Consider the following 22,212-nt stretch of genomic DNA (forward strand, 5'->3'; position numbering starts at 1 on the left):
CTAGCATGCCCGCCCGGCGACATGAACCCGTAGTGAACCTGCCTGTGCGCCGGGCACTATGCCCGGCGCACAGGCAATCAAGGATCAGTCGGCGGCCAGCGCCAGCGCGCCGCGCGTCATGATGGTGCCCACATGGTCTTCCAGGGCTTCGGCCACCTGGTCGGCATGGTTGGCGAAGACATGGTCGGCACCGGCGAAGATGCGATAATCCACCGAAACGCCCTTCTGGGTGTTCAGCTTGTCGACCAGCTTGCGGATGGCGGGTTCGGGAACCAACTCGTCGGAATCGCCGGCAATCATCAGCCCGCCGCAGGGACAGGGGGCGAGGAAGCCGAAATCGTAATGGTTGGCCGGAGGGGCCACGCTGATCCAGCCGGTGATTTCCGGCCGGCGCATCAGAAGCTGCATGCCGACGAAGGCGCCGAACGAATAGCCGGCAATCCACAGGCCGCCGGCATTCGGGTTGACCATCTGCATCCAGTCCAGCGCCGCGGCGGCGTCGGAAATTTCGCCGATGCCGCCGTCATAGCGTCCCTGCGAACGACCGACCCCACGCGAATTATATCGCATGACCGAGAAACCCATCTTCTCGAACGAGCGATACATCGCATAGGTGATGCGATTGTTCATGGTGCCGCCATGCAGCGGGTGCGGATGAAGGACCAGGGCGAGCGGCGCATTCGGCTCGCTTGAATGGTGATAACGTCCCTCAAGGCGGCCGTCGGGGCCGGCGAACATGACCTCAGGCATTCGTATCCCGCAATATGCTTCCCGCGCCCCCAGGCATGGCGTCGGGATCGTTACTGTGGCGGCCGGTGGACGACGATGCCCCGTCGCCTGCCGGCGGATATGAAAGGGCGGCTGAACTCCGCCCTGGACAGATGGGCGCGCGGCCCTTGCGATTCACGCTTGCTTCCTGGTCATACCGACAGCGCCGATCCGATCGGACGGGAGCGCGCCGACATTGCATCATCGTTAAAGTGACGCAACGCGAGGGCAGCGCGAAATGCCGGTTTGTCAGGCGTGGATTGCATTTCCGACAGTCATGGACCCCTTGGAGGGCCAGCTTCCGGCAGGCCGGTTGACTTCCTCCCTGGTGTGGCCATAGTCCAGTATCCCTTCATTGCATCAGGGCGGCAGCCACCGTCCATGGCATCCGTGCGGACGCTGCTGTTCGCCCGGCATTGACAATACTCATCGCGCTTCCGGCGGTTCATGGGCCGACCGCCTTGCTGTGGGGATGTATATAGCGATCCGGAATCACCAATTGCCACATAATTCGTGTTTACACCGGCAGGCGGGCGCCGCACCGTCCGATCGCGGGAACAGGCGGGCAGCGGGGGCGGGGAGAAAGCGGCATGGACCGTGACTGGATCTATTTCGATGCCAACGCCACGGAACCGGCGCGGCCGGCGGCGCTGGAGGCCCTGGCACGCGCGGCTTCGGTGACCGGCAATCCATCATCGGTGCATCGGGCGGGGCGGCAGGCGCGCGCGGTGCTCGAATCGGCGCGGGAGCGGCTGGCGGCCCTGTTCGGTGCCGGGGCCGACAATTGCGTCATGACCTCCGGCGGGACGGAGGCCAATCTGCTGGCCGTCGCCGGATTGGGCGCCGGGCGGCGCGTGCTGGCCTCTGCCGTGGAGCATGATGCGGTGCGCGCGGCCGCTGTGGCGGAGCGCATTGCGGTCGATGGTGACGGTGTCGTCCGGCTGGATGTGCTGGAGCGGATGCTGGCCGAGGGGGATGGCCGGCCGGCGCTGGTCTGCCTGATGCTGGCGAATAACGAGGTCGGGACGATCCAGCCGGTGGCCGAGGCCGCGCGGATCTGCCGCCTGCATGGCGCGCTGCTGCATGTCGATGCCGTGCAGGCGGCGGGGCGGATCGCGGTCGATCTGCGTGCCCTCGGGGCGGACAGCATGGCGGTGTCCGGGCACAAATTCGGCGGGGTGAAGGGGGCGGGGGCACTGCTGCTGGCCGGCGAGACGACGCGGACGCTGCCGCCGGTCATGGCGGGCGGCGGGCAGGAGATGGGGCGGCGCGGCGGTACGCCCGCCCTGCCGGCGATTGCCGCGATGGCCGAGGCGGCGCGTGAAGCTGTTGGAGCATTGCCGGCCGAAGGTACTGCACCGGCGATGGCGGGCTGGCGCGATGCGATTGACGAAGCGGCGGTGGCGGTGGGGGCTGTGGTCTGCGGCGGTGTGGCTCCGCGCCTGCCCAATACCACCTGTCTGGCACTCCCGGGGCGGGCTGCCCAGACGCAGCTTATTGCGCTGGACCTTGCGGGGTTCGGCGTGTCGGCCGGGTCGGCCTGTTCGTCGGGCAAGGTCGCGCGGTCGCATGTGCTGGAGGCGATGGGGCTGGGGCCGTTGGCGGGCGAGGCGATCCGGGTCTCGCTGCCCTGGACGGCGCGGGAGGAAGAGGTGATGCGGTTCATCGATGCCTATCGCACGATGGCGGCGCGGCTGCCCGCGCGTCGCGCGACGCTGGAGGAGGCCGGGGCATGACACGGGATATCTCTGACGCGGATAGGCGTCCGCTCTATCTGGACTATCAGGCCACGACGCCTTGCGACCCGGCGGTGGTGGCGGCGATGATGCCGTGGTTCGCCGAGGAATTCGGCAATCCGCACAGCGTGGACCACGCGATGGGCCGGCAGGCGCGCGATGCGGTCGAGGTGGCGCGGGCGGAGGTCGCGGCGCTGCTCGGGGCCGATGTGCGGGAAATCGTGTTCACCTCCGGCGCCACCGAGGCCAACAACATCGCCATCAAGGGCGCGGTGCGCCATCTGGCGGCGCGGGGCGATACCAGGCGGCGCGTCATCACCGTGGCGACCGAGCATAAATGCGTGCTGGAATCGGTGCGCGACCTTGCGGCGGAAGGGTTCGAGCCGGTGATCCTGCCGGTCGGGGCCGACGGGCGGCTGGACCCGGCGGTGCTGCGCGCGGCGCTGGCGGTACCGACCCTGCTGGTCAGCATCATGGCGGCGAACAACGAGACCGGCGTGCTGCACGACATGGCTGCCCTGGTGCCGGAGGTGCGCGCGGCGGGCGCGTTGCTGCACAGCGACCTGGCGCAGGCGGTGGGCAAGGTGGCGGTGGATGTGCGGGCGATGGATCTCGACCTGGCATCGGTCTCCGCGCACAAATTATATGGGCCGAAGGGCGTGGGGGCGCTGTATGTCCGCCGGCGGCCGCGCGTGCGGCTGGCACCGCTGTTCTCGGGCGGCGGGCAGGAGCGGGGACTGCGCTCCGGCACGCTGGCGACGCCGCTGCTGGTCGGGTTCGGTGTCGCCTGCCGCATCGCGCGGGAGGTGCGGGTGGAAGAAGCGCGGCGGATGGCGGGGCTGCGCGACCGTTTTCTGCACCGCATGATGGCGGCCATTCCGGGCCTCGCGGTCAACGGCTCCATGACGCACCGGCTGCCGGCCAACCTCAACCTGCGTCTCCCCGACGTGCGGGCGCTGGACGTGATCGCGCAGGCACCAGACCTGTGCGTCTCGACCGGATCGGCCTGTTCTTCGGCCGAACTGGTGCCGTCCTATGTGCTGAGCGCGATGGGGCTGGATGCGGGCGCGGCCGCGCGGAGCTTGCGTCTGGCGGTGGGACGCTATACCTCAGCCGCCGATATGGATCGCGCGGCGGCGATCCTGTGCCGGGCGGTGGCGGATGCGCGCGCGGCGGGGAACGCCGCCGCGCGCGCCGCTGATGATGACACGGCCAGGATAGCAGAATGCCGCATATGATTTTCATCGAGCATGACGGAACCCGTCGCGAGGTCGACGCCCCGGTCGGCCTGTCGGTGCTGGAGATCGCCCACAAGCATGGCGTCGATCTGGAAGGCGCGTGCGAGGGATCGCTGGCCTGCGCCACCTGTCATGTCGTGGTCGACCCCGAATGGGCGCCGAAACTGGCCGAGCCGACCGAGGACGAGGAAGATATGCTGGATCTGGCCTTCGGGCTGGAAAAGACCTCGCGCCTGGGCTGCCAGATCGTGATGACGGACGCGCTGGATGGGCTGGTCGTACGGCTGCCTCGCACTGCCTGAGCAGAAGGAAGGAGCCCAGCCCATGCGAATCATGGTCGCCATGTCCGGCGGCGTGGATAGCAGCGTGGTTGCCGCGCGCCTGGTGGCCGAGGGCCATGAGGTGGTGGGCGCGACGTTGCAGCTCTATGATTCGCGGGCCAGCGCGCGCAAGGGCGCGTGCTGTGCGGGGCGCGACATCCATGATGCGCGCCGCGTGGCCGACCGGCTGGGCATTCCGCACTATGTGATCGATGCCGAAAGCCGGTTCCGCGAGAGCGTGATCGAGACCTTCGCCGATGCTTATGCCGGGGGCGAGACCCCGGTGCCGTGCGTGGCCTGCAACCAGGGCGTGAAGTTTACCGACCTGCTGGGCATGGCGCGCGATCTGGGCGTGGATGCGATGGCAACCGGCCATTATGTTCGCCGGATCGAAGGGGCGGAGGGGCCGGAACTGCATCGCCCGGTCGATGCCTCCCGCGACCAGTCCTGGTTCCTGTTCGCGACCACGCGCGAACAACTGGATTTTCTGCGCTTTCCGCTGGGCGACGTGCCGGACAAGGCGGCTGTGCGGGCCGAGGCCGAGCGGTTCGGGCTGGAGGTGGCGTCCAAGCCCGACAGCCAGGATCTGTGTTTCGTCTCCGACGGGTCCTATGCCGAACTGGTCGAGAAGCTGCGGCCTGAAATGGCGGGCAGTGGCGAGATTGTGGACGAGGCCGGCCGGGTGGTCGGCCGGCATGATGGCGTGACCCGCTTTACGGTCGGGCAGAGCCGCCGGCTGGGCAATGCCGCGATGCGTGAGGGCGAGCGGCAAATGGTGGTCGGGATCGAGCCGGCGGCACGCCGTGTGGTGATCGGGCCCCGCGTGGGCGGGGCCGTGCATGATCTGTCGTTGCGCAACATGAACTGGCTGATCGCCCCGCCTGAGGGTGAACTGCGCTGCATGGTGCAGATCCGCGCGCGGGAAGCGGTGCGGGCGGCGACCGTGCGGCGGACGGCGGATGGTGCCAGCGTGACGCTGGACGAGCCGGCGATGCCGGCGCCGGGGCAGGCCTGTGTGCTGTATGATGGCAGCCGGGTGCTGGGTGGCGGGTTTATCCGGCGGCGGGACCCTGCAGTGGCTCAAGTATCTTCTTTTTCTGAAGAAAAAGAAGCAAAAAGACTTTGATTCGTTAGGGGGCATCGCATGCCCCAAGCACAAGGCTGCTGAACGGATCAGAAGTTTTTTGGTTCTTTTTTTCAAAAAAGAACGATCTTTCACGCGAAAGGGGACGCACCGTGGCTGACGGCAAACTGTATATCGGCACCAGGCGATATTCGTCCTGGTCGCTGCGGGGCTGGCTGGTCGTGCATCTGGCGGGGCTGGATGTCGAGGACGTGGTGATTCCTCTTGCCGGGGGTGGTGGCACGACGGCGATCAAGGCCGTGTCGCCCAACGGGATGGTGCCTTATCTGGAGCATCGCGGCGCGCTTGTGTGGGAAAGCCTGGCGATCGGCGAATATTGCGCCGAGATCACGCCCGCCCTGTGGCCGGCGGACCGGCTGGCGCGGGCGCATGCGCGCAGCATCGCCGCCGAGATGCATGCCGGCTTCCGGCCGCTGCGCATCGCCCTGCCGATGAATCTGGGCCGTCATGGGCGCGCGCTTGCGGGTGGACTGGCCGAGGATGTGAAGGCCGACGTGGCGCGGATCGACGCGCTGCTGTCGGAAACCCGTTCGGCCTATGGCCAGGGTGGTCCGTATCTGTTCGGTGCCGATCTGACGGTGGCGGATGCGATGTTCGCACCCGTGATCGCCCGTTTCCTGTCCTATGATGTGAAATTGTCGCCTGTGGTGGCCGATTACGCCGTGCTCCTGCGGGCGCATCCGCTGATGGCGCGCTGGTATGAGGACGCGGCCAGCGAACCGGAAGCGTGGCATCTGGAGCGGTACGAAACCCTCGCCTGACCGGCCGGTGATGCCCATGGCGCCGGTCCTGACCGTGCTGCCGCCGCGCGAGCGGTTCGCGCTGGGGCAGGCAGGCGCGATCAGCCTGCTGGCCCATCGGCTGGCGGCACCCGGCGATATCGTGGCCGGCCAGCCGGTCGAGGTGCCCTTCGCCGACGTGGCGTTCCGGGCGGTCCGTCCCTCACGATGGGCGCTTTGGCCCCGCAGCGCAGCGGGCCGTTATGCGGTCGCGGTGGCGAAAATCGTGCGTGAAGTGCGGCCCGCGCTGGTCGAAATCCATAACCGGCCCGATATCGCCCTGGCGCTTGCGCGGCGCTTTCCTGGCCTGCCGATGACATTGACGCTGCATAACGATCCACGCGCGATGCGAGGCGCGGCATCGCCGGCTCAGCGTGCGGCGCTGACACGGCGCATGAAGGTGATCGCGGTGTCGGACTGGGTGCACCAGCGCTTTGCCGAGGGGCTGCCCGGTATCACGGTGGCGGTGATGCCGAACTGTATCGACATGGCATCCCTGCCGCCGCCCGTACCGGCGGCGGCGCGCGACCGGACGATCCTGTTTGCCGGCCGGGTGGTGGCGGACAAGGGGGCCGATGCGTTCGTGGCCGCCTGCGGCGCGCTGCTGCCGCATCTGCCGGGCTGGCGGGCATGCATGATCGGGGCCGATCGTTTCGGCGGGGATTCGCCCGAGACGCCGTTTCTCCGGGCGCTGCGGCCCGCCGCGCGGGCGGCCGGCGTGGAGATGGTGGGCTATCGGCCGCATGAGCAGGTGCTGGCCGAGATGGCGCGGGCCGCGATCGTCGTGGTGCCCAGCCGCTGGGCCGAGCCGTTCGGCCTGACGGCGCTGGAAGCGATGGCCTGTGGCGCTGCGCTGGTCGCCTCGCCCGTCGGTGGGCTGCGGGAGGTCGTGGGCGATGCCGCGATCCTGGCGCGTCCGGACCCGGTGACGGAACTGGCGGCGGCGATCGGCGAACTCGCGGCCGCGCCGGAACGGCGCGCCGCGCTGTCGGAAGCGGGGCGGGCACAGGCGGCGATGTTCGATTGCGCGGCCGCCCGGGCCCGACTGGGCGAATTGCGGCGGCAGGCCGCCATCGCCGCCCGCTGACAAGAGTCCCGCATGGGGGATGGGATGGACGCGCCAGGGCGCCTATATGCTGGGACGACTATCGACGATGGACAGGAGACGACATGTCTGAGACCCAAGCGGCGACCGGCGACGGGCTGGTGCCGGTGACGGTGCTGACCGGCTTTCTCGGTGCCGGCAAGACGACGCTGCTCAATCATATCCTGACGGCCGAACACGGGCGGAAATACGCCGTTGTGATCAATGAGTTCGGTGAATTGGGCGTGGACAACGACCTCGTGGTGGATGCCGACGAGGAAGTGTTCGAGATGAACAATGGCTGCATCTGCTGCACCGTGCGGGGCGACCTGATCCGCATCCTGGGCAGCCTGATGAAGCGGCGCACGAAGTTCGACGGCATCATCGTCGAGACCACCGGCCTGGCCGATCCGGCCCCGGTGGCGCAGACCTTCTTCGTCGACGAGGATGTGCGGGGCAAGACGCGGCTGGATGCGGTGGTGACCGTGGTCGATGCGCTGAACGTGGTGCAGACCCTGGAAGAGAGCCCCGAGGCGGTGAACCAGATCGCCTTCGCCGACGTGATCATCCTCAACAAGACCGATCTGGCGGACGAGGCGACGCTGGCCGCCATCGAGGCTCGCATCCGCACCATCAACCCGGTGGCGCGCCTGCATCGTGCCCAGCGCGGCAATGTGGCGCTGGCCGAGGTGCTGGACCAGGGCGGGTTCGACCTGGCGCGGGCGCTGGAACACGCGCCGCATTTCCTGGTGGATACCAGCCATTCGCATGAGGAGAATGTGAGTTCGGTCTCGTACGTGGTGGAAGAGCCGCTGGATGCCGCGAAGTTCCAGGCCTGGATCGGCGCGGTGCTGCAGGAGCAGGGGCCGGATATCCTGCGGGCCAAGGGTATCATGAACTATGAGGGCGAGGACCGGCGCTTTGCCTTCCAGGCCGTGCACATGATGGCCGATGGCGGTTTCATCGGGCCGTGGAAAGAGGGCGAGAAGAAGGAATCCCGCCTAGTGATGATCGGCCGCAACCTCAACCGCCCGCGCCTGCGTCGCGGTTTTGAAAGCTGCCGCGCGCGATGACGGGGATGAGGACCGAGAGCGGGGCCCCGGCCGGCCTGCTCGAACGACGGGGTGCCACGCGCACGATCGATGGCCATGTCATCGCCTGTGTGGCGTCGCGCGACAGCAACCAGTTCGCCTTCGCGACCGCCGAGGGCGATGTGGTGCTGGCGGCCCGCGACGATTTTGGTGATGCGGCGGCGTGGCAGGTGCAGACGGTGCATGATGGCGCGATCCTGTGCCTGGCGCCCGATGCCGCGCCGACCGGCTTCCTGACCGGCGGCGACGATTCCACGCTGCGCCGGATCGGCGCGGACGGTGCGGTGACCGACCTGGTGCGCGGCCGGCGGTGGATCGAGCATGTCACGACCTGGATCGACGCGAAGAACACCCCGAAATCGGGTGTGATCGCCTTTGCCTCCGGCAAGCAGGTGGAACTGCGTGATGCCGCCGGCGCGACGACGCTGAAGGTGCTGGAGCATCCGTCCACCGTCAGCGGCGTGGTATTCGACGCCAAGGGCAAGCGGGTGGCGGCGTCGCACTATAATGGGGCGTCGGTATGGTTCGTGCAGGCCAAGGTCGACACGCCCCGGCGGCTGGACTGGAAGGGCAGCCATACCGGCATCGCCATCCATCCCGGCGGCGACGCGCTGGTGACCAGCATGCAGGAGAACGAACTGCATGGCTGGCGGCTGGCCGACGGACACAATATGCGCATGAGCGGCTATCCGGCGAAGGTGCAGTCCATGGCCTTCTCGCGCACCGGCAAATGGCTGGTGACCGGCGGGGCGGACAGCGTGGTGATGTGGCCGTTCTTCGGCGGCGGGCCGATGGGCAAGGCGCCCGTGGAACTGGCCGGGATGCCGGGCGTGATCTGCCGGCGCGTGGCGTGCCATCCGGTGCATGAGATCGTGGCGGCCGGCTTCGCCGACGGCACCATCCTGCTGGAGGACGCGTCGGCGCAGAAGGTCCTGCCGGTGCGCGGTGCCGGGGGCAGTGCGATCTCCGCGCTGGCTTTCAGCCCCAATGGCACCGGCCTGGCATTCGGGACCGAGGACGGGGCGATCGGGATCGTGGACCTGGCGGCGCGATAGGCGCCGCGCACCGAGGCCCGGAATCGGGGCCCGGAAGGGCCCCGGTCTGATTACGCGCGCTCGGACGCAGCCGGGGCGGGCAGGGCGCCGCTGCCGGAGCCGGAGGCAGGGGTTTCGGCCGGCGGCGGCGCGTGTTCGACCACTGAGAGGAATTTCTCGGCCAGCGCGCTGTAGAGCGAGCGGGAGCAGATCATGCGCGAGACGCCGTAGGCGAGGAACGATGTCGCCAGCAGCGCCAGCGTCACCTGCTGGTTGTCCGACATTTCCATCACGATCACGCTGGCCGTCAGCGGGGCCTGCACCACCGCCGAGAAATAGGCGACTGTGCCCAGCAGGACCACGGCGCCGGGGGTGGTGTGCGGCAGGAACTGCGCCACCCAGCCGCCGATGCCCGCCCCGATGGCCAGCGAGGGCGCGAACAGCCCGCCCGGAATGCCCGAGCAGTAGGACACGATGGTGGCGATGTATTTGAGGATGAAGAACGAGGCCGGATAGCTGGTTTGGCCGGCGATGATCTGGCGCGCCTGGATGTAGCCCGTGCCGTAGGTGATGCCACCCGAGGCGACGCCTAGAATGGCCAGCACCACGCCGCAGAGTGCCGCGAAGGCGATCGGCCGGCGCACGACGAACTGGCCCAGCGCGCCGGGCAGGCCCTGGGATGTGCGGATCAGGATCGCCGAGAACACGCCGCCGCTGATGCCGCCCAGGATGCCGCAGGTCAGTACCGCGATCCAACTGATGCCGATCGGCACCACGACGTCGGTATGGCCGAAATAGGTATAGTTGCCGACCAGCGCGATGGCGGTGACGCCCGACAGGATCACGCCCGTCAGCATCGTGCCGCTGGTGCGCTGTTCGAAGGAATGGCTGAGTTCCTCGATCGCGAACACGATCCCGCCCAGCGGCGTGTTGAAGGCCGCCGATACGCCCGAGGCGCCGCCCGCCAGGATCAGCCCGCGACGGACGCTGACGGTGGACAGGTTCAGCCACCGGCCGAAGGCATGCATGATGGCCGCGCCGACCTGCACCGTCGGGCCCTCGCGCCCGATCGAGGCGCCGGCCAGCAGGCCCAGTGTCGTCAGCATGATCTTGCCGAAAGCGATGCGCAGCGACAGCAGCCGGTCGACGATGGTGAAATTTTCCAGGTGCAGGGCGGCGATCGTCTGGGGAATGCCCGAGCCCTGGGCGCCCCGGAACCATGTCCGCGTCAGCCAGGTCGACAGTGCCAGTCCGGCCGGCGTGAGTGCCAGCATGATCCACGGGTCCCAGGCGATCAGCCGGGTGCGCAGCGCGGCGGCCGTGTCGGCGGCGGAGGCAAAGCCGACCGCGACCACGCCCACGAGGACCGCCGCCGTCCAGTAGACGATCTTGCGGCGCCATTGCGCCGTCGTGACCCGGGCGGAACGGCGCAGATGTCGCATATGGCGGATGCGCAGTTCAGTCAGGTCGGTCTTCATCGTCTTGTGTCCGGGACAATGGCGCCCCGGGCCGGCGGCCGAGGGGCGATTACGATATGTACCCGCCCTTTACTCCGTAAGGACCCGGCATTTCCATAGGAACCGCTCACTTATCCCCGACCGGGTGCGGATGCTGGGTTGTCCCCCACACAACGGAATTTTTTAGACAGCCTCTTCAAAGGCATAAGGCGGGATCGCGATTCCGCAATGCTTGGCCTTGCGGTCCGGTTCGACGTGGATGTGAATCAGCGCGTCGCCGATGCGGGCCCGCAGCGCGGCCTCGATCCGGTCGCAGATCTCGTGCGCGGCATTAACGCTCATGGCGCCGGGGACGACGAGATGGAATTCCACGAAGGCCATGGCGCCGACGATGCGGGCGCGCAGATCGTGCGCCTCGATCGCGCCGTGGCCGCTGGCGGCAATGACCTGGCGGATCGCCTCCAGCGTGTCCGGATCGGGGGCCTCGTCCATCAGGGCCGCGATCGACTCGCGCATCATGCCCCAGCCCACCCGCAGCACGTTGAGCGCGATCAGGCCCGCCAGCAGGGGGTCGATCCACGGCCAGCCGGTCAGCGGGATCAGGATGAAGCCGCCTACCAGCCCAATGGTGGTCCAGACATCGGACATCACATGCTGCCCGGCCGCGACCAGGGTAGGCGAGCGCTTCGTCCGCCCGGCGCGCAACAGCGTCAGCGCCCAGGCCAGGTTCAGCACGCCGGCCGAGCCGTTGAGCGCGATGCCGGACAGGGGCGCGCTGGGCAGGCTGGGATGCTGCCAGTCGATCCAGGCCTCGCGGCCGATGGCCAGCGCGGTCATCAGCACCAGCACGCCCTCGGCCACGGCCGAGAGATATTCGGCCTTGTAATGGCCGTAGGTATGGTTTTCGTCCGGGGGCAGGCTGGCGATATGCAGCGCCCACAGGCCGGTCAGGGCGGCGACGACGTTGATGATCGTTTCGATGGCGTCGGAGTACAGCGCGATCGAGCCGGTGACGCGCCAGGCCGCGTATTTCAGGCCCAGCGCGGCGATGCTGACGCCCAGGCTGGTCCAGGCCAGCGCGGTCTTGCTGATGTCGGGCATCCTGATCTCGGCCATCGGGTCAGGGCACGCTGGCGTCGGCCAGCACGCAGCGCGTGGCGTAGGACAGGGTTTCGATCTGGAAGGTCGGGTGGCCGATGCCGAAGCGGATGCGCAGCGCCTCGGTCGCGTCGCCCAGCAGCATGTCGTCCGCCGGGGCGGGGCAGACCAGATGGACGGTCAGCGCGGTCTCGGTGGTGCTGATCGGCCAGATATGCAGATCGTGCAGGTCCTCCACGCCCGGCAGGGCGCGCAGATAGGCCTCTACCCCCGCGCGGTCGATCGTGCGGGGCACGCGGTCCAGCGCCATGTCCAGCGAATCGCGCAGCAGCGACCATGTTCCGGCGACGATGGCGCAGGACAGGACCAGGCCCATGATCGGGTCCAGCCGCGCCCAGCCGGTATAGAAGATGACCGCGCCGGCGATCACCACCCCGGCGGACATGACCGTATCGGCCAGCATGTGCAGGAACGCGCCGCGAATGTTCAGGTCGCCGCCGCCTCGCGCGAACAGCAGCGTTGTCGCGCCATTGACCAGGATGCCCAGCCCGGCCACGGCCATGACCGTACCGCCCGGCACCGAGGTAGGGGCGATCAGGCGCAGGATCGACTCCCAGACGATGCCGCCGGTGACCAGAAGCAGCGCCACGGCATTACCCAGGGCGGCGAGGATGGAGGACCGGCGCAGTCCGTAGGTGAATTCGGCGCTGGGCGCGCGCTTCGACAGCGTGTGCGCCAACCAGGCGGCGCCCAGCGCCAGCACGTCGGACAGATTGTGCCCGGCATCGGCCAGCAGGGCCAGCGCGTGGGATGTGACGCCCCAGGCGGCCTCGGCGATCACATAGACCAGATTGAGCCCGATTCCCCAGGCAAAGGCGGCGCCGAACGATGCCGGCGCATGGACATGCCCATGCCCATGATGTCCATGATGGTCATGGTCATGGTCATGGTCATGGTCATGGTCATGGTCATGGTCATGGTCATGGTCATGGTCATGGCCGCAGCCATGCGCCCTGTTCTGCCCCGCATGCCCATGCGCGGATGAGGGATCGTGCGAATGGGCCATGAATGCGGGGTCTCCTCGGGCGGCGGCTCTCTGTATCAGAAGCATCGCACCGGGGGCCAGTCCCGCGTTCTTTCGTCATGGCGGGCGGTCGTGATAAGGCACGGCGCGTGAACAGTCCCGTAATCCCGCACACGGATGCCTCGCCCCGCATGATCCGATTGACCGAAATCAGGCTCCCCCTCGACCACCAGCCCGATGCGCTGGTGGCCGAAATCGTGCGCCGGCTGGGCATCGCGGGTGATGACCTGCTGGCGCATACGGTCTTCCGGCGCGGCTATGACGCGCGGCGGCGCGGTGCGATCACGCTGGTCTATACGGTCGATTGCGCGGTACGGGACGAGGATGCCGTGCTGGCGCGGCTGGCCGGCACGCTGCATGTCGGCCTGGCGCCCGACACCGATTATCATTTCGTGATGCGCGACGGCGCGGCGTTCGCGGACCGGCCGGGCTATCGGCGCCCGGTGGTGATCGGGGCGGGGCCGTGCGGCCTGCTGGCGGGGCTGCTGCTGGCGCAGATGGGGCTGCGGCCGCTGATCCTGGAACGGGGCAAGGTGGTGCGCGAGCGCACCGTCGACACCTTCGCGCTGTGGCGCAAATCGGTGCTGACGCCCGAGAGCAACGTGCAGTTCGGCGAGGGTGGGGCGGGCACGTTCTCGGACGGCAAGCTGTACAGCCAGGTCAGCGATCCGCGCCATTACGGGCGCAAGGTGATGCACGAATTCGTAAAGGCGGGTGCGCCGGAAGAGATCCTGTACCTGTCCAAGCCGCATATCGGCACCTTCCGCCTGGTATCGATGGTCGAGCATATCCGGGCCGAGATCGAGGCGCTGGGCGGCGCCTACCGGTTCGACACCCGGGTCGAGGATATTCAGCTGGCGACCGATGCCGACGGCGCGCGGCGGGTGGCGGGGCTGCGCCTGGCGGATGGCGAGGAGATCGCGGCCGCTCATGTCGTGCTGGCGGTCGGCCACAGCGCGCGCGACACGTTCACGATGCTGCACGCGCATGGCGTGGCGATGGAGGCCAAGCCCTTTTCCATCGGCGTGCGGATCGAGCATCCGCAATCGGTCATCGACGCGGCGCGCTTTGGCCCGCAGGCGGGCAATCCGCTGCTGGGCGCGGCGGATTACCGTCTGGTGCACCATGCCTCCAACGGGCGAGCGGTCTATTCCTTCTGCATGTGCCCCGGCGGCACGGTGGTGGCCGCGACCTCGGAAGAAGGACGCGTGGTCACCAACGGCATGAGCCAGTATTCGCGGGCCGAGCGGAACGCCAATGCCGGCATCGTGGTGGGCGTGACGCCCGAGGCCGATTATCCCGGCGGCCCGCTGGCGGGCATCGCCTTCCAGCGCCATTGGGAGCGGCAGGCCTTTCTGGCGGGCGGCGGCGATTATCGCGCGCCCGCGCAGCGTGTGGGCGATTTCCTCGCCGGCCGGCCTTCCACCCATCTGGGCGCGGTCGAGCCCAGCTACCGGCCCGGCGTAACGCCGACCGACCTGTCGGCCTGCCTGCCGGATTTCGTGGTGCTGGCGATGCGCGAGGCGCTGGCGGCGTTTGGCCGGGAGCTTGACGGGTTCGACATGGCGGACGCCGTGCTGACGGGGGTGGAGACGCGCACATCCTCCCCGCTGCGAATCCCGCGTGGTCCGGATGGGCAGTGCACCAATGTTGCCGGCCTGTATCCGGCGGGCGAGGGGGCGGGCTATGCCGGCGGCATCCTGTCGGCGGCGATCGACGGCATCCGCGTGGCAGAGGCGGTGGCCCTGACTATGGCCGGGCGGCCCGTGGACGGGCTGATCCGCCAGACCATGACCCGGAGCGCGCAGGCCCAATAGGCGCCGCGGGTGTCCAGGCCACCTTTACGTCCGAAACCGGCGCTGTAACTGAAAGAGATGCACCGCCGGCCAGAAACTGAGAATGGCGGCCACCAGAAGCGACATGCGCAGGGCATCGGCGCCGAAATGCGGCGTCAGCATGTCGCTGATCCACCCGAAGAGCGGGGGGCCGAACCCGATACCGATCGCATTGGCCAGCAGCGCGTACAAGCCCATGGCGGCCGCACGCCGATGCGCTGGCACCACGCTCGGGACCGCCCCGTAAATCGGCCCGGTGCATAGCGCAGAGAGCGTCGCCGTCAGCACCAGCATCGTCAGCGACAGATCGAGCGAATGCGTCAGCACCTGGACGATCTGAAAGGGCTGGGAAATGAGATAAGCCCAGAAGGCGAAACGTATCGCGCCACGAAAACCGAAGCGTGACGCCACGAGATCGGCGATCGGCCCCCCGATGAAGGTCCCGACGACACTCGCAATCCCGATGCCAAGACCGAACCACGCACCCGCCTAGCCTGACGACAGGCCAGAGGAACGCATATAGAAGGAAACACCCCATAAGGCGATGCCGTAGTTCACGACCTGGCCGGTGACGCCATATAGTAGCAGGTCGCGTAACGGCCGGTTGGCGAGCAACGCGCGCCACGATCCCACATCCTTTGCCGCATGCGGTATGCGCGGCTCGCGGACGAACAGCCTCATCAGAATCGCGACCGGAATCCCCGCCAGTCCGATGATATAGCCAAGATAGGACACGCCGTAGGAAATTGCGAACGACGTGCTGCGCTTCTCGGGCGTCGAATAGGCCGCGTTCAGCGCGGCGGAAGAAGGGGAGAACGCAGCCTGCCCCAACCCCACGCAGACCCGGGCGGCCGCCATGCTGGCGATCCCGTGCGTGCGTCCCATCAGGGCCGTTGCGACACTCCACAGCGCGATGCCGAACGACGCCATGCGCGCCGCGAACCCGCGATCGGAAATCAGCGCGAACGGCACGATCATCACACCTTAGAGCAGCGCAAAGGCGGTGCCTGCCGTCCAGCAACCCCACTGTGGCATCCGAGAGATGCAGGTCGCGCTTGATCGCGTCATTTGCCGTCGAGAACACGAACCGGTCGATGAAATCGAGCATGCCCGCCACGCCGAGCAGCAGGATGACCGTAGGCGACCAGCCACGTTTGCCTGGACCGGTCCTCGGGCCCCGTTCCGCTCATGCCCGATGGCCTTCCGCCCATGCGCGCCGAGCCTGCCGGGCCGATCGGGATGTATCACAAACCCGATGTCCGTATGGCCAGTATTTGTATAGTGTCATGAATTGCTTCCATTTTGTGCATGGCTGCCATTCGTGGCACATTCGCGCAAGCTGCTGCTCATCTGTCCTGTGCGATACTCGGAGCCTCTGACATGGACCGCTCATATGGCGAACAGGCAAGGTAGCACCTGGCCCGGAAGCTTCGTCGCTCGCTTCAGCGATAATGTGGCGGCCGGATGTGCGCAGGTTCTCGACGCTTTCTCCGATCGGCGAAAGCCACCGCCCTTTGGAGATCGGATTTAATCAGTCATGCTGAAGGGCTTTTGCCGGGGCCGTGCGGGCAAGACGCCACGTCTGGGCGCCGACGGTCAAAACACAAAGGGCGAGTGTCGCGAGCGAGCAGAGCAGAAACGGCGCAGGCCTCAGTGGTGTGCGCAGATCATATCCCGCGAGCCAGCCGCGCATGACGAGGAAGGCCGTCGCCGACCCGATGACGCAGGCGGGCCAGACCGGACGCAGGAAGCGCGTGAGTGTCAGCATCACGACGTGGGAGGCCGTCGCCCCCAGCGTCTTGCGGATGCCGATTTCGAAGCTGCGACGGGCAGCATCGAATGAGGCGAGGCCGTAGATCCCGATCACGGCGACGGCGATCGCAATGACCGTGCCTATCAGCATGAGTTGACCAAGCGCGCGTTCGGGGGTGGCGGCGTCGCTCAGCATCGTGTCAACCGTGGTCGGGGCAAAAACGAGATCGGGCGCATGATCGTGCCAGATACGCCCCAGATCGGCGATGACGGCCCGGATCGGGCGCTCCTGCACGCGAATCAGGCCAGACGCATAGTCGAAAGGCGCCGTATCGTAGAAATAGAGTGCCGGTTCGGCGGCATTCCTCGCCGAGCCGAGCCGAATATTGTCGAGCACGCCGACCACGATCAGCGGACGCGCCGGCGCATCGCCGAACTTGATCCGTGCGTTGAGCGCGGCTGATGGTGTGGCAAAGCCTAGCCGCTGCGCGAGATTTGCGTCGATCACGACGTTGCGGGCGGCACTGTCGTGCGGATAATCGTGCCCGGCTGCGTCGTCGTCCAACCGGTGTGCGTCGTCGAACAGGCGTCCGGCCAGCAGGCGGACGCCCAGCGTTTCGGCATAATGCGGCCCGACGAGTTGCCAGGTGATCGGAATGTCATGCCCCGGTACACCGGCAAGCCTGACAGTGGTACCGCTGGCAAAGCCTTGCCCATCGGGCAGAGTCCAGGCCGTCGTAACGGCAGCGACCCCCGGCACGACCGCCATGGCGTCCAGCATCGCCTGACGCTTGCCGCGTGGGATGGAATCCAGCACGCCGATCGTGACGAGGCCCGAGGTCGAGAAGCCGCGTGCGGCCGTCGCTTCCAACCTCGCCTGTTCCATGACGGTGAATGCACAGATGCTCAATCCCACCGCGAACACGAACTGCACCATGATGAGCGTCGCGCGAAACAGGGCCCCCATGCGGCCGAGGCCCGGCATGCGCGATGCCGCAAGCACCGTGCTTGCCCTGACGCGGCTCAGGACGATGGCGGGGTACGCACCGGCAAGCAGACCGGTCGGAACGATCGCTCCAGCGGTGAGGGCAAGCAGCCACGGATAATCAGGTTCGGCCGTCCAGCCACCGAGTGAATCGACGATCGGTAGGCCGATTTCGACGAGGGCCAGTGCCGGAATCGCCGCGATCGCCACCAGTGCCATCGCCTCGACGAGAGATTCCCCCACCAATATTGCGGGGCTGGCCCCCAGTGTTTTGCGCATTGCGATTTCGCGGCCACGCAGGAGTGCACGCGCCGTCAGGAGATTCAGGGCGTTGATGATGGCGGCGATCATGGCCAGCGATCCTGTGATCGCGAGGGCGATCGCCTGTTTCCGACGAAACCCGCCGGTCTCGATCCGGTCGCCGCGCGCATGTTGTTCAGACAGCCCGACCGCCCGCATGTGGATAGCATCGGCGCCACCGGGAAAATCCCGCGCGTGGACATGAGTGAACTCCGCCATATCCTGTATCAGGGCAGGCGCGTCCTTCTGCCCGCGAAGACGGAGATAAAAGGCACCCTCTGTCATTCCCCATTGCTTGTAAACCTCGGTTCCGCGAGTCCAGTCCGGCATGGCCAGCAGGATATCCGGTCGCGCCGTCGTGGCGCGGGGCAGCCGCGCGAGCACGCCGCGCACCACCATACGCATCGCATGCCCGTCGACGTTGAAGTCCATGACCTGCCCCATCGAAGCCTGTACGGAACCGAAATAGCGTTGAGCGATCTCGACCGAGAGCACCGCGCCGTCTGGGCGTGACAAGGCCTGCGCATCGCCGGCGACCAACGGATATCGCAGGATCTTCAGGAAATCCGGGTCAACGAAATGAATATTCTCGTTGTGGAGCGCACCGTGCAGCATGGTCGTCGCGGACGTCGGCGCGAAGCGGCTTGCTGCCGCGATTTCGGGAACGGATTCCGCGAGGCCGTAAAACAGACGGTAAGGCGTGTTCTGAAATTCCGAAAGCGCCGTCCCAGGGCGGCCATAGGCGGTGTCGATCCGCACGACATTTGCGGCATCGGGGATCCAGGCATCAAATGAGAACTCCGTGCGGGCGATGTTGGCGAGCACGAGGAAGGTCGCGAGCCCCAGCGAGAGACCGCAGGCATTGATCAGCAGGAAAGCCGGGTAATGGCGGAAGGTACGCCAGAGGCTGCGGACGCTTTGGCCGGCAAGATGGGTTGCGATCATAAATTTCTCGGTCATCATGTGGGCGGCATAAGCACAGGATATCGCGAAACGGCCAGGTTGTGTCTTCTTGAAAACACGCATTTTTTTTGGATATCATTTCGGTGTCTGTTCGTTTTCGGACAAGGTGTCCGGAAACGAACAGCATGAACTTCGTGTCAAACCATCGGTTACAGGAACAGAGCCGCCTGCTGCTTGCGGGATCTGATCGGAACGATGCGCACCGCCGATGGAGTTATGTCGGCCAATCGGGTTGCATCGCCGAGAGCATGTCCAACTTTTGGAGCGGGCTATTTGCCCTGTAGGTCCGCAAAGAGGCGAAAGTCGCCGTATTTGCCGACGGCACAGTTGCCTTGAAAGGCAGGACTACGTGGCAGGGGTGCCTTTCAAGGCCCTCTCACGCTTCCACGCAGATTCTGTCCCGGCCGGTATTCTTGGCCCGATAAAGCGCGGTATCCGCCCGTTGCAGCAGCAGGGCGGCGCTGGGCTCGTTAGGGTGGGAACTGACGAGGCCGGCGCTGAAGGTTACCTGTAGGGCGAGTGCGCCGCCCCAGTCCTTTTTCTCATGGAAGGCCGTGCGCAGGCGCTGGCAGGCGGCTTCGCCATTCTCCAGCGTGGTCATCGGCATCAGGATCGCGAATTCTTCGCCGCCGATGCGCGCGACGATGTCCGGCGCACGCATGCACTCCCGCAGCACATCCGCGATTCCCTGCAGCACCTCGTCGCCCGTGGCGTGGGAATGGCGGTCGTTGATCTGCTTGAAATGGTCGGCGTCGATCAGGGCCAGGCAGAAATCGGGCTGGCCGGCCATGATCCCCTCCAGTGCCGCGGCAAGCTGTTCGTTGAAGGCCCGGCGGTTCGGCAGCCCGGTCAGCGGGTCTTCCCGGGCCTGGCGCGTTGCCAGATCGGCCTGCTGGCGCAGGCGTTCGAGCAGGCGGGTCTTGTCGCGGTCGGCGGTCTGCAGCCGTTCGGCCGTCCGCGTCAGCTCCCCCGTCCGTTCCGCGATGATGTGCGACAGGAAATGCGCCTGGCGCCGGTAGTAATAGGCAATGCCGAGATAGAGCGCGGCCAGCAGCACACTCAAGGTCGCAAGGGCGCCGATCCACACGTCCCGACGCTGCCACCATCTGGGATCGACCACGATGGGCACGTCCATGTCGCGGGTGGACCACGCGCCGCCGGGATGGGCGGCGGAGACGCGTAGCGTATAGGACCCCGGCGGCAGACCCATCAGCCGGATGCTGCGCGTGTTGCCCTGAAGGCTCCAGGATGGGTCCATGCCTTCGATCATGGTACGATAGACGATCCGGTCCGGTAGCAGATAGCTCAGTGCCGCATAGCGCACCGTCAGGCCGTGACCCGCCGGAATGTGAACCGGCGCGCCGCCGGAAGGGGCGGGAAGCGGGTTGCCGTCGAGATCGAGCGAGCCAAGCGCCACCGGCGGCGGGGGCGGGCGCGTGACGAACATATGGACCTGGGCCGGATCGGCATGCGCAACGCCGACGGCGGTGGCGATCCAGATCGTGCCGTCCTGGCGCAGGATTGCCGAAGGGGCCGCGCTGCCGCTCGCCTGGCTGCTGAGCAGGCCATCGGCCTCGTCGAAATGCAGGAGTGACACGCGTGTCGCCCTGCCGTCGGCCACGGCCTCGATATCGGGCAGGGCCAGGCGCATGATGCCGCGATTGCTGGTCAGCCAGACATGGTCCTGCCGGTCGGGCAGCATGGCGAAGATCGAATCGACGGGCAGACCCTGTTCGCGCGCGACCTGCACGATCGTTCCCGCCCGGTCGCGGTACAGGCCCCGGTCGCTGACGAACCACATGTCCTGACCGACCGGCGTGAAGCCGAAGATCGTGTGCGCCCCTTGCTGGCCATGGAAGCGGATCGACCGGATGGAGGCGCCATGCACATGGCGCACACCATCCAGCGTGCCGATCCACAGATCGCCATCCTGTGCCCTCAGCGCCGTGATCAGGCCGTGCGGCGCATCCAGCATGTCGAGCGGGCGGAGCGTGCCGTCGCCAAGGCTGAAGACGCCATGCTGGGTCCCGATCCAGACCGTGCCGTCCCCGGCGATGCTGATCGCCCGGATATTGCCGGCCGGCAATCCTTCCGCGGTGCCGAAATGGCGGCACGATCCATCCGGCAGGCGTTCGTACAGCCCCTGGGAATAGGTGCCGATCCACATATGGCCGTCCTTGCCCTCGGCAAGGCTGAGAACGGCCGGATGGTGGCCGTGTTCGGTGGACAGGGGTACGGCGCCGATCGTGCCGTCCGGCCCCTCGCGCGACAGGCCGGTATCCGTGCCGATCCATAGCCGGCCGTCGTGATCTTCCAGCACTGCGCGGGTGAAATCGTCGGGCAGGCCATCCTGCCGGGTGAGCGTGCTGAACAGGCCCTCGCGCAGGCGATACAGGCCGCCGTTCGAACCGATCCAGAGACTGCCCTCGGTATCTTCCATCAGGCTGAGGATTCGCCCGGAAGACGGTTCCGTGTGGTCGTGCAGGCGTTCGATACCCGAGGAGGAAAGCCTGAACAGCCCGTGATCCTCGGTGCCCACCCAGAGCGCGCCATGCCGGTCCTGCACCAGGGCCGTGATGCGCCCGATGTCGTGCAGGTCGTATTGCAGGATGGCCCCCGCTTCGCTGATCCGGAAGATCCGGCTGCCCGCGACGATCCAGAACCGGCCGTCCGGCCCGCGATAGGGCCATGCCAGCCCGGGCGGCAAACGCCAGTCGGCCGGTGCGGCGTGGACCTTTCCCTCCGCGTCCTGGACGACCACGCCGTCATATGTGCCCAGCCAGAGCGCGCCGGTGCTGTCGAACGCCATCCGGCGATAAACGTTCAGCAGCGGCGATTTCGGGGGCGGCCGGACATAGCGGAAGGCGCCGTCCGCCGTCATGCTGCCCAGGCCGTAGCCCTCATAGAGCATCCACAGCCGGCCGGTCGGGTCGGTCTGCAGGGACTGGACGATGATCGAGGGGGCGTTCGCGGGATGCGGCCACAGACGCCAGCTTCCGTCGGCCGACCGCCGGCCGATATTGCCGCGGGAATCGCTGAACCACAGGGTACCCGCCGGGTCGGTGACGATCGTCCCGATCCCGTTATCGAGCAGGGGAACGCGGCTGCCGCGATCATAGACGGTGAACTCTATGCCGTCATAGGAGGCCAGCCCTTCCCATGTCGCGAACCACAGGCGTCCATCCGGCGTCTGCGCGATGTCGCGGATCGAATTCTGGGGCAGGCCGTCCCGCGTGGTCCAGTGATCGATGACGTAGTTGGCCAGCGGGGGTGGAGGGAGGCCCGCCCGGGCCGGAAGCGGCAGGCCGATCATGCCGCACAGCAGGACGATCAGCACCTGCCACGGCGCCACGCTTTCGGTGGAAGGCGAAAAGGGGGCGATGTGCTTCCGAGACCCTGACGGTGGCATCGGGGAGGGCTTGCCGGAATCCATCGGCGTCAGCTCAGGACGCCGTTCACGATACGCATCGGGATTCAGGCTCCGCGTCCGACGAGATCCAGGATCTGCACTAACCGCATGGCACACATGTTCCATCATTGGGAG

Annotated in this window: 17 protein-coding genes; 9 read left to right on the plus strand and 8 right to left on the minus strand. The window is 67.2% G+C overall.

Annotated features, from left to right (window positions below; translation table 11 throughout):
• Positions 1-84 precede the first annotated feature (84 nt).
• Positions 85-750, minus strand: a complete 666-nt coding sequence (locus tag HLH29_RS10645; RefSeq protein ID WP_182966573.1) for an alpha/beta hydrolase — start codon at positions 748-750, stop codon at positions 85-87.
• 608 nt (positions 751-1,358) lie between these two features.
• Here HLH29_RS10645 and HLH29_RS10650 point away from each other — a divergent pair.
• The 8 genes from HLH29_RS10650 (at position 1,359) to HLH29_RS10685 (ending at position 9,215) form a co-directional block, all read left to right on the plus strand.
• Complete coding sequence (locus tag HLH29_RS10650; protein WP_182966574.1) at positions 1,359-2,504, plus strand: cysteine desulfurase family protein; 1,146 nt, start codon at positions 1,359-1,361, stop codon at positions 2,502-2,504.
• Positions 2,501-3,742, plus strand: a complete 1,242-nt coding sequence (locus HLH29_RS10655) for a cysteine desulfurase family protein (RefSeq protein WP_182966577.1) — start codon at positions 2,501-2,503, stop codon at positions 3,740-3,742. The genes HLH29_RS10650 and HLH29_RS10655 overlap by 4 nt, the downstream gene beginning before the upstream one ends.
• Positions 3,730-4,044, plus strand: a complete 315-nt coding sequence (locus tag HLH29_RS10660) for a ferredoxin family 2Fe-2S iron-sulfur cluster binding protein (protein WP_182966579.1) — start codon at positions 3,730-3,732, stop codon at positions 4,042-4,044. The genes HLH29_RS10655 and HLH29_RS10660 overlap by 13 nt, the downstream gene beginning before the upstream one ends.
• A 22-nt stretch (positions 4,045-4,066) precedes the next feature.
• Positions 4,067-5,188 (plus strand): tRNA 2-thiouridine(34) synthase MnmA, encoded by a 1,122-nt coding sequence (mnmA, locus tag HLH29_RS10665; protein WP_182966581.1) that lies wholly within the window; start codon positions 4,067-4,069, stop codon positions 5,186-5,188.
• A 110-nt stretch (positions 5,189-5,298) separates the two neighbouring features.
• The gene (locus HLH29_RS10670) at positions 5,299-5,967 is read left to right on the plus strand and encodes a glutathione S-transferase C-terminal domain-containing protein (RefSeq protein ID WP_182966583.1); all 669 of its coding nucleotides are present in this window, start codon (positions 5,299-5,301) and stop codon (positions 5,965-5,967) included.
• 16 nt (positions 5,968-5,983) lie between these two features.
• Positions 5,984-7,072, plus strand: coding sequence for a glycosyltransferase family 4 protein (locus tag HLH29_RS10675; protein ID WP_182966585.1), 1,089 nt, complete (start codon positions 5,984-5,986; stop codon positions 7,070-7,072).
• 83 nt (positions 7,073-7,155) lie between these two features.
• Positions 7,156-8,142, plus strand: coding sequence for a CobW family GTP-binding protein (locus tag HLH29_RS10680; RefSeq protein ID WP_182966587.1), 987 nt, complete (start codon positions 7,156-7,158; stop codon positions 8,140-8,142).
• A 5-nt stretch (positions 8,143-8,147) separates the two neighbouring features.
• Positions 8,148-9,215, plus strand: coding sequence for a WD40 repeat domain-containing protein (locus HLH29_RS10685; RefSeq protein WP_182966645.1), 1,068 nt, complete (start codon positions 8,148-8,150; stop codon positions 9,213-9,215).
• Between the two features lie 50 nt (positions 9,216-9,265).
• Here HLH29_RS10685 and HLH29_RS10690 read toward each other — a convergent pair whose 3' ends face one another.
• From HLH29_RS10690 to HLH29_RS10700, 3 genes are all read right to left on the minus strand, one after another.
• Positions 9,266-10,672: a chloride channel protein gene (locus HLH29_RS10690; protein ID WP_182966589.1), complete on the minus strand. Its 1,407-nt coding sequence runs from the start codon at positions 10,670-10,672 to the stop codon at positions 9,266-9,268.
• A 162-nt stretch (positions 10,673-10,834) separates the two neighbouring features.
• Positions 10,835-11,767 (minus strand): cation diffusion facilitator family transporter, encoded by a 933-nt coding sequence (locus tag HLH29_RS10695; protein WP_182966591.1) that lies wholly within the window; start codon positions 11,765-11,767, stop codon positions 10,835-10,837.
• Positions 11,768-11,771: 4 nt separating this feature from the next.
• Positions 11,772-12,815, minus strand: a complete 1,044-nt coding sequence (locus tag HLH29_RS10700) for a cation diffusion facilitator family transporter (protein WP_182966593.1) — start codon at positions 12,813-12,815, stop codon at positions 11,772-11,774.
• Between the two features lie 149 nt (positions 12,816-12,964).
• Between HLH29_RS10700 and HLH29_RS10705 the strand changes: the two genes are divergently transcribed.
• Positions 12,965-14,650: an NAD(P)/FAD-dependent oxidoreductase gene (locus HLH29_RS10705; protein ID WP_182966595.1), complete on the plus strand. Its 1,686-nt coding sequence runs from the start codon at positions 12,965-12,967 to the stop codon at positions 14,648-14,650.
• Positions 14,651-14,674: 24 nt separating this feature from the next.
• On the opposite strand, the gene HLH29_RS19600 is transcribed toward HLH29_RS10705, so the two are convergent.
• From HLH29_RS19600 to HLH29_RS10720, 4 genes are all read right to left on the minus strand, one after another.
• Entirely contained in the window at positions 14,675-15,079 is a 405-nt protein-coding gene (locus tag HLH29_RS19600) for an MFS transporter (RefSeq protein WP_246374120.1), read from the minus strand.
• Between the two features lie 78 nt (positions 15,080-15,157).
• Entirely contained in the window at positions 15,158-15,640 is a 483-nt protein-coding gene (locus tag HLH29_RS19605) for an MFS transporter (protein WP_338030220.1), read from the minus strand.
• Between the two features lie 559 nt (positions 15,641-16,199).
• Positions 16,200-18,731: an ABC transporter permease gene (locus HLH29_RS10715; protein ID WP_182966597.1), complete on the minus strand. Its 2,532-nt coding sequence runs from the start codon at positions 18,729-18,731 to the stop codon at positions 16,200-16,202.
• A 313-nt stretch (positions 18,732-19,044) separates the two neighbouring features.
• Positions 19,045-22,020 carry a two-component regulator propeller domain-containing protein gene (locus tag HLH29_RS10720; protein ID WP_182966598.1) on the minus strand — a complete coding sequence of 992 codons (2,976 nt, stop codon included), beginning with the start codon at positions 22,018-22,020 and terminating at the stop codon, positions 19,045-19,047.
• Between the last annotated feature and the right edge of the window lie 192 nt (positions 22,021-22,212).

This window comes from Gluconacetobacter tumulicola (assembly GCF_014174215.1).
GTDB lineage: Bacteria > Pseudomonadota > Alphaproteobacteria > Acetobacterales > Acetobacteraceae > Gluconacetobacter > Gluconacetobacter tumulicola.

Bases quoted from the DNA above. Each gene is read 5' to 3' on its own strand.
- HLH29_RS10715 (WP_182966597.1), bottom strand. From the start codon at position 18,731: ATGCGTGTTTTCAAGAAGACACAACCTGGCCGTTTCGCGATATCCTGT.
- HLH29_RS10680 (WP_182966587.1), top strand. From the start codon at position 7,156: ATGTCTGAGACCCAAGCGGCGACCGGCGACGGGCTGGTGCCGGTGACG.
- HLH29_RS10700 (WP_182966593.1), bottom strand. From the start codon at position 12,815: ATGGCCCATTCGCACGATCCCTCATCCGCGCATGGGCATGCGGGGCAG.
- HLH29_RS10690 (WP_182966589.1), bottom strand. From the start codon at position 10,672: ATGAAGACCGACCTGACTGAACTGCGCATCCGCCATATGCGACATCTG.
- HLH29_RS10645 (WP_182966573.1), bottom strand. From the start codon at position 750: ATGCCTGAGGTCATGTTCGCCGGCCCCGACGGCCGCCTTGAGGGACGT.
- HLH29_RS10695 (WP_182966591.1), bottom strand. From the start codon at position 11,767: ATGGCCGAGATCAGGATGCCCGACATCAGCAAGACCGCGCTGGCCTGG.
- HLH29_RS10655 (WP_182966577.1), top strand. From the start codon at position 2,501: ATGACACGGGATATCTCTGACGCGGATAGGCGTCCGCTCTATCTGGAC.
- HLH29_RS10660 (WP_182966579.1), top strand. From the start codon at position 3,730: ATGCCGCATATGATTTTCATCGAGCATGACGGAACCCGTCGCGAGGTC.
- mnmA (WP_182966581.1), top strand. From the start codon at position 4,067: ATGCGAATCATGGTCGCCATGTCCGGCGGCGTGGATAGCAGCGTGGTT.
- HLH29_RS10650 (WP_182966574.1), top strand. From the start codon at position 1,359: ATGGACCGTGACTGGATCTATTTCGATGCCAACGCCACGGAACCGGCG.
- HLH29_RS10705 (WP_182966595.1), top strand. From the start codon at position 12,965: ATGATCCGATTGACCGAAATCAGGCTCCCCCTCGACCACCAGCCCGAT.
- HLH29_RS10675 (WP_182966585.1), top strand. From the start codon at position 5,984: ATGGCGCCGGTCCTGACCGTGCTGCCGCCGCGCGAGCGGTTCGCGCTG.
- HLH29_RS10685 (WP_182966645.1), top strand. From the start codon at position 8,148: ATGAGGACCGAGAGCGGGGCCCCGGCCGGCCTGCTCGAACGACGGGGT.